Source organism: Enterobacter sp. WCHEn045836 (assembly GCF_003965585.1).
Classification (GTDB): domain Bacteria; phylum Pseudomonadota; class Gammaproteobacteria; order Enterobacterales; family Enterobacteriaceae; genus Enterobacter; species Enterobacter dissolvens.
This window is the reverse complement of record NZ_RXPT01000039.1, coordinates 1-5,279: the sequence shown is the minus strand read 5'-3', so window position 1 is coordinate 5,279 and position 5,279 is coordinate 1. Positions and strand designations below refer to the sequence as shown.

The 5,279-nt window shown below is 55.2% G+C and carries 6 protein-coding genes and 2 pseudogenes; 6 read left to right on the top strand and 2 right to left on the bottom strand.

The features are described from left to right. Nucleotides 1-299: 299 nt before the first annotated feature. On the top strand, nt 300-1,217 hold the full coding sequence (nac, locus tag EKN38_RS25590) for a nitrogen assimilation transcriptional regulator NAC (protein WP_014832573.1): 918 nt from the start codon (nt 300-302) through the stop codon (nt 1,215-1,217). 96 nt (nt 1,218-1,313) lie between these two features. Continuing rightward, on the top strand, nt 1,314-2,264 hold the full coding sequence (cbl, locus tag EKN38_RS25585) for an HTH-type transcriptional regulator Cbl (RefSeq protein WP_014832572.1): 951 nt from the start codon (nt 1,314-1,316) through the stop codon (nt 2,262-2,264). Nucleotides 2,265-2,313: 49 nt separating this feature from the next. Here cbl and EKN38_RS25580 read toward each other — a convergent pair. Then, nucleotides 2,314-2,550: pseudogene (locus EKN38_RS25580) on the bottom strand (glutathione S-transferase); the annotation flags it as partial. On the opposite strand from EKN38_RS25580, the pseudogene EKN38_RS25575 reads away from it, so the two are divergent. The 3 genes and pseudogenes from EKN38_RS25575 to EKN38_RS25565 form a co-directional block, all read left to right on the top strand. Then, a pseudogene (locus EKN38_RS25575) lies at nt 2,539-2,769 on the top strand (transcriptional regulator); the annotation flags it as partial. The pseudogenes EKN38_RS25580 and EKN38_RS25575 overlap by 12 nt on opposite strands. Nucleotides 2,770-2,954: 185 nt before the next feature. Continuing rightward, nucleotides 2,955-3,329, top strand: a complete 375-nt coding sequence (locus EKN38_RS25570) for a type II toxin-antitoxin system RelE/ParE family toxin (protein WP_014832569.1) — start codon at nt 2,955-2,957, stop codon at nt 3,327-3,329. Beyond that, on the top strand, nt 3,313-3,615 hold the full coding sequence (locus EKN38_RS25565) for an XRE family transcriptional regulator (RefSeq protein WP_014832568.1): 303 nt from the start codon (nt 3,313-3,315) through the stop codon (nt 3,613-3,615). Before EKN38_RS25570 ends, EKN38_RS25565 begins: the two co-directional genes overlap by 17 nt. Nucleotides 3,616-3,710: 95 nt before the next feature. On the opposite strand, the gene EKN38_RS25560 is transcribed toward EKN38_RS25565, so the two are convergent. Next, nucleotides 3,711-4,643, bottom strand: a complete 933-nt coding sequence (locus EKN38_RS25560) for a LysR family transcriptional regulator (RefSeq protein ID WP_014832567.1) — start codon at nt 4,641-4,643, stop codon at nt 3,711-3,713. Between the two features lie 141 nt (nt 4,644-4,784). Here EKN38_RS25560 and EKN38_RS25555 point away from each other — a divergent pair, with 141 nt between their 5' ends. Then, nucleotides 4,785-5,174 carry a RidA family protein gene (locus EKN38_RS25555; protein WP_014832566.1) on the top strand — a complete coding sequence of 130 codons (390 nt, stop codon included), beginning with the start codon at nt 4,785-4,787 and terminating at the stop codon, nt 5,172-5,174. Nucleotides 5,175-5,279: the final 105 nt, after the last annotated feature.

The following is a 5,279-nucleotide window of genomic DNA, read 5'->3' as shown; positions in this document are numbered from 1 at the left end:
GTAGCGACCTGCGTACGCCTTGTCAAAGGGTGAAACCACGCTTTGCATCTGTTTGCTGACAATTTCAGCAAAGTGGCGATTTTGCCAACGTAATGCACCGTTGTGGTGCGGATATACCTCTTATGGGGCAGATCATAAACCGCTGTTTCAGTAATAAAACCAGCGTCTATGATTAGGTTTCCTTATTTTCAGGCGCTTAGCAAACAAATCTGACCTGCTGGTAAAACTGGCATTCATATTGCAAAACCTGTTCAACAACAACAGCCAGTACCGGCACAGCATTTCGAACAGGGGGCAAAATGAACTTAAGACGACTGAAATACTTCGTAAAAATCGTCGATATCGGCAGCCTGACTCAAGCGGCGGAAGTGCTGCATATCGCGCAGCCTGCGCTGAGCCAGCAGGTGGCTACTCTGGAAGGCGAAATGGATCAGCAGCTGTTGATCCGTACCAAACGCGGCGTGACCCCAACGGAAGCAGGCAAGATCCTGTATACCCACGCGCGCACCATTCTTCGCCAGTGCGAACAGGCGCAGCTGGCGGTGCATAATGTTGGCCAGACGCTGAGCGGACACGTTTCCATCGGGCTGGCGCCGGGGACCGCAGCGTCCTCAATCACGATGCCACTGCTGCAGGCAGTGCGCGCGGAACTGCCTGAAGTGCTGGTTTATCTGCACGAGAACAGCGGCTCTGTCCTGAATGACAAACTGCTCAATGGCCAGCTGGATATGGCGGTACTTTACGATCGTTCTCCGGTTGCCGGGATCACCAGCCAGCCGCTGCTGAAAGAAGATCTGTATCTCGTGGGTACCCGCGACTGTCCGGGGCAGAGCGTTGATCTCACCGCCGTTGCCGAGATGAATCTCTTCCTCCCGCGTGATTACAGCGCGGTGCGGGTGCGGGTGGATGAAGCGTTTTCCCTGCGCCGCCTGACGGCAAAAATCATCGGTGAAATTGACTCCATCTCCACGCTGACCGCGGCGATTGCCAGCGGGATGGGCGTCACGGTGCTGCCGGAATCCGCCGCGCGCTCGCTCTGCAGCGCAGCAAATGGCTGGATGGCACGCATCACCACGCCTTCGATGAGCCTGCCGCTGTCTCTGAACATGTCCGCCCGCGGCTCGCTGTCGCCACAGGCGCAGGCGGTGAAAGAAATTTTGATGTCGCTGGTCAGTAAGCCATCGCTGGAGAATCGAGAACTGCAGCTCGTGAGTTAATATTCCATAAAAGCATAAGATGCTGGTTTTTATTATTTGTTCTGCAGCTCAGCTGACTCTAACAATAGAGCTATGTCAGATGCGCCGGAGTGAATCGTGAATTTCCAGCAACTTAAAATTATCCGTGAGGCGGCCAGGCGGGACTACAACCTGACCGAAGTCGCCAATATGCTATATACCTCCCAGTCGGGCGTCAGCCGCCATATTCGCGAGCTGGAAGAGGAGCTTGGCATTGAGATTTTTATCCGTCGCGGCAAGCGTCTGCTTGGCATGACGGAGCCAGGTAAAGCATTGCTGACCATCGCTGAGCGGATCCTCAACGAGGCCAGCAATGTCCGCCGCCTGGCGGATCTCTTTACCAATGACGCCTCCGGCGTGCTCACCATCGCCACCACCCACACCCAGGCCCGCTACAGCCTGCCGCCAGTGATTAAAGCCTTCCGCGAACTCTTCCCGGAGGTGCGTCTGGAGCTTATTCAGGGCACGCCACAGGAAATTGAAGTTCTGCTGCAAAACGGTGGGGCAGATATCGGTATCGCCAGTGAGCGCCTGAGCAACGACCCGCTGCTGGTGGCTTTCCCCTGGTTCCGCTGGCACCACAGCTTACTCCTCCCTGTCGATCACCCCCTGAATCAGGCCTCTCCCCTGACGCTGGAAGAGATTGCAAAATGGCCGCTGATTACCTACCGCCAGGGCATTACCGGGCGATCGCGTATCGATGAGGCGTTCAACCGCAAAGGCTTAACGCCAGATGTAGTGCTCAGCGCGCAGGATTCCGATGTGATCAAAACCTACGTCGAGCTGGGGCTGGGAATTGGCCTGGTGGCGGAACAGTCCGGCGGCGAGCGCGAAGCCGGGAACCTGGTGCGCCTGGATACGCGTCATCTGTTTGATGCGAATACCGTATGGCTCGGCCTCAAGCGTGGACAGCTCCAGCGCAACTATGTGTGGCGCTTTATCGAACTCTGCAACGCCGGGCTGTCCGTTGACGAAATCAAACGCCAGGTGATGGAGCCAGAAGAAGTGGCGATTGATTATCAAATATAGCTGCTGGCTTGCCCGGTAGCGCTGCGCTGACAACGTGTGGGATCATCTATTGAATAAACGTCCAGACCACCGTACTGGTGACGGCAACCTGATCGGGAACAGTGGTGGTCGGGCGCTTCTCCAGCAAGGTATTCCATTCCCTGCAGGCCGCCAGAAGCTGGATTGTAATGCGTTCGATCCATGAAGCGTGCTGTTTCTCCAGCGGGCGCTGGTGGTGTTCATACACATTTTGCACGGCTTTCTCAGCGGCGACGAGGATAAAGCCCAGCGTCTGAAGACGTGGTGCGTGAATGCGGGGCTCGGGAAAGGTATCGCGCTGGAGCGCCGGTCTCTGGTTCAGGATGCCATCACCCGAGGCGAGTTGGTTCAGTTAACCTCCATCACCGCGCCATACCCCTGGCCTTACTGGCTAGTGACATCGACGTTAACAGAGGCAAAGCCAGAGGTGCCCCATTTCGTCGAATGGCTGGATGAGGAAGTGGCGGCCTGGCGGCAGTTAACGTAGTCCTGAACTCTTTTTTACGATACTGCTCGCAATGCGGTGAGCACCTGACGGGTGATTCACCGAAATACTCCTGCGCGTCTTCAGCTTTCGCGTAACAACACAAGAATAATGCTCATTCTCTCAGGATAATCGCTGCTATAGCTTTACGGCTATATAGTTTGTGATCTATATTTTATGGAGGGAGTGTGTGGACAATTAACACGACGGACAGGTTCGATTGCTGGTTTCGTTCACTTGACGATACTGATCGGGCCAGCGTGCTGGCAGCACTGCTTGTTTTGCGAGAAAAGGGGCCTGCTTTGTCGAGGCCCTATGCCGATACGCTTAGAGGCTCTCGTCACAGCAACATGAAAGAGTTGCGCATTCAGAGTAAGGGCGATCCGTTGCGGGCATTTTTCGCGTTTGACCCAAACCGTACCGGCATTGTGCTCTGTGCCGGCAATAAGGTCGGCAACGAAAGACGCTTTTACGATGAGATGCTTCTGGTGGCCGACCGGGAATTCACTCACTGGTTGAATACATTAAAAGAGAGGACGTTACGCGATGGGCAGAAACCTTGAGCAGCTTATAGCGGATGAAAAATCGGATGTTGTTGCCAGCGCTCAGGCAATGGCTGCCGACATTTTGCTTAACATCCATCTGGCAGAGCTACGTGAAAAGGTGCAAAAAACGCAGGTTGAAATGGCGCAGGCGCTGGGTATCCGACAGCCTACCGTCGCGGTCATGGAAAAGCCCGGGCGCGATCTTAAACTCTCTTCACTCAAGCGCTACGTTGAGGCTGCGGGTGGAAAGCTTACACTTGACGTTGAGTTACCGGATGGTTCGCATTATGAGTTTGTGCTGTAGGGCGCAAAAGCAAAAAGCCTGCTTCAAAAGCAGGCTTTTCAAATTTAGTTCCTCTGACCGGGATCGCCTTAGCCAGTAACTAGCGAATAAACGAGCTAAATCAGAATTCCCTTTCGGTTGACGTTGGGGACATGCTGCTGCATCAATTCAACGATCCAATCAATAAATACGCGCAGTCTGGCGTTGACATGGCGGTTCGGCGGAAATGCCAGGTACAGGGGCATTGGAGCAAGACGCCAGTGTTCAAATAGCGGAATCAAGGCACCACGAGCCTGATGCGCTGCCGCCATATAGACTGGCAGCGCAATCACGCCTAACCCGGCTAACCCGGCTTCGAGGTAAGCATTGCCATCATCCACGGCGAGTACATAGCTGCCCGTGATTTCAATACGTTCACTCTCACTGCGCAGTACCAGAGGATCAATCTTACCGGTGCGTGAGGACAAGAATCCCACGATGCGATGGTCGGTGTTTTCCAGCTCTCGCGGATGCGCAGGGGTACCAAGGCGTTCCACATAACCGGGAGCGGCGTAGACGCCGATTTGCAAATCACCGACATGGCGAGCAATCAGGGACTGGTCATGGATTGCACCGCCGCGCAGCACGCAATCCACGTTGTCGCCAATCAGGTCCACCACCCGGTCGCTCACGCCCATGTCGAACTGAATGTCAGGGTAGCGTGCGTGGAACGCCGGTAGCGCCGGCACCAGGATGAGGCGGGCCAGCGGACTGGGCACGTCCACACGTAGCCGTCCCCTGGGCGTAATTGCCGCACTGGACAGGCTGTTCTCAGCATCTTCCATGTCTGCCAGCAGGCGGATGACACGCTCATAGTAGACTGCGCCCTCAGGAGTGACGCTGAGCTTGCGGGTGGTGCGATGGAGCAATCTGACGCGCAGGCGCGCTTCCAGTTGCTGAATGAGTTGCGTCACCGTGGTTTTGCTCATATGAAGCGTTTGTGCAGCCTTCGTGAAGCTACCAGCCTCCACCACGCGAGCAAAGGCGCGCATCGCATCGAAACGATCCATTCCTTATCCTCTCTTTTCACCGATTGTTTGGATATTACAAACAATGATGAACAAAGTCGCTTGTTTATCCGTTCGGGCCAGCACCTGTAAAGTGTCTTTAAGTTCATTGGGCAGATTTCGCCCCATTGCAAAGGTGTAAATATGACAACACGCGAAGCCGTTTTTCCCTCAGGACGCCAGGCGCTCTATGAGCGCAATCGCTATTCACCTGCCATCAAATCTAACGGCTTCCTGTTTGTTTCGGGGCAGGTTGGTAGCCGGGAGGATGGTTCGCCTGAGCCCGATCTGAAAGCGCAGGTCAGGCTGGCATTCGACAATCTTCATGCTGTCCTCGCGGCTGCGGGCTGTACGTTCGATGACGTGGTTGACGTTACCCTTTATGTCGTCGATCCCGAGTCAAACCTCGATGCTATCTGGAGTATCCTGCCAGAGTATTGGGGGGAGGCACCTTACCCAACGCTGACCGGGATCGGCGTAACGTGGCTGTACGGATTCCAGTTTGAGATTAAGGTGATAGCCAGGCTGCCGTAAGCGTCAGGGGTCTTTGCGCCAGTCGAAAGATAAGACAGCGCTTACCGGGCCTACAGTCCCGTAGGACGGGTAAGGCGAAGCCGCCACCCGGCAGTTTTTCCGAAC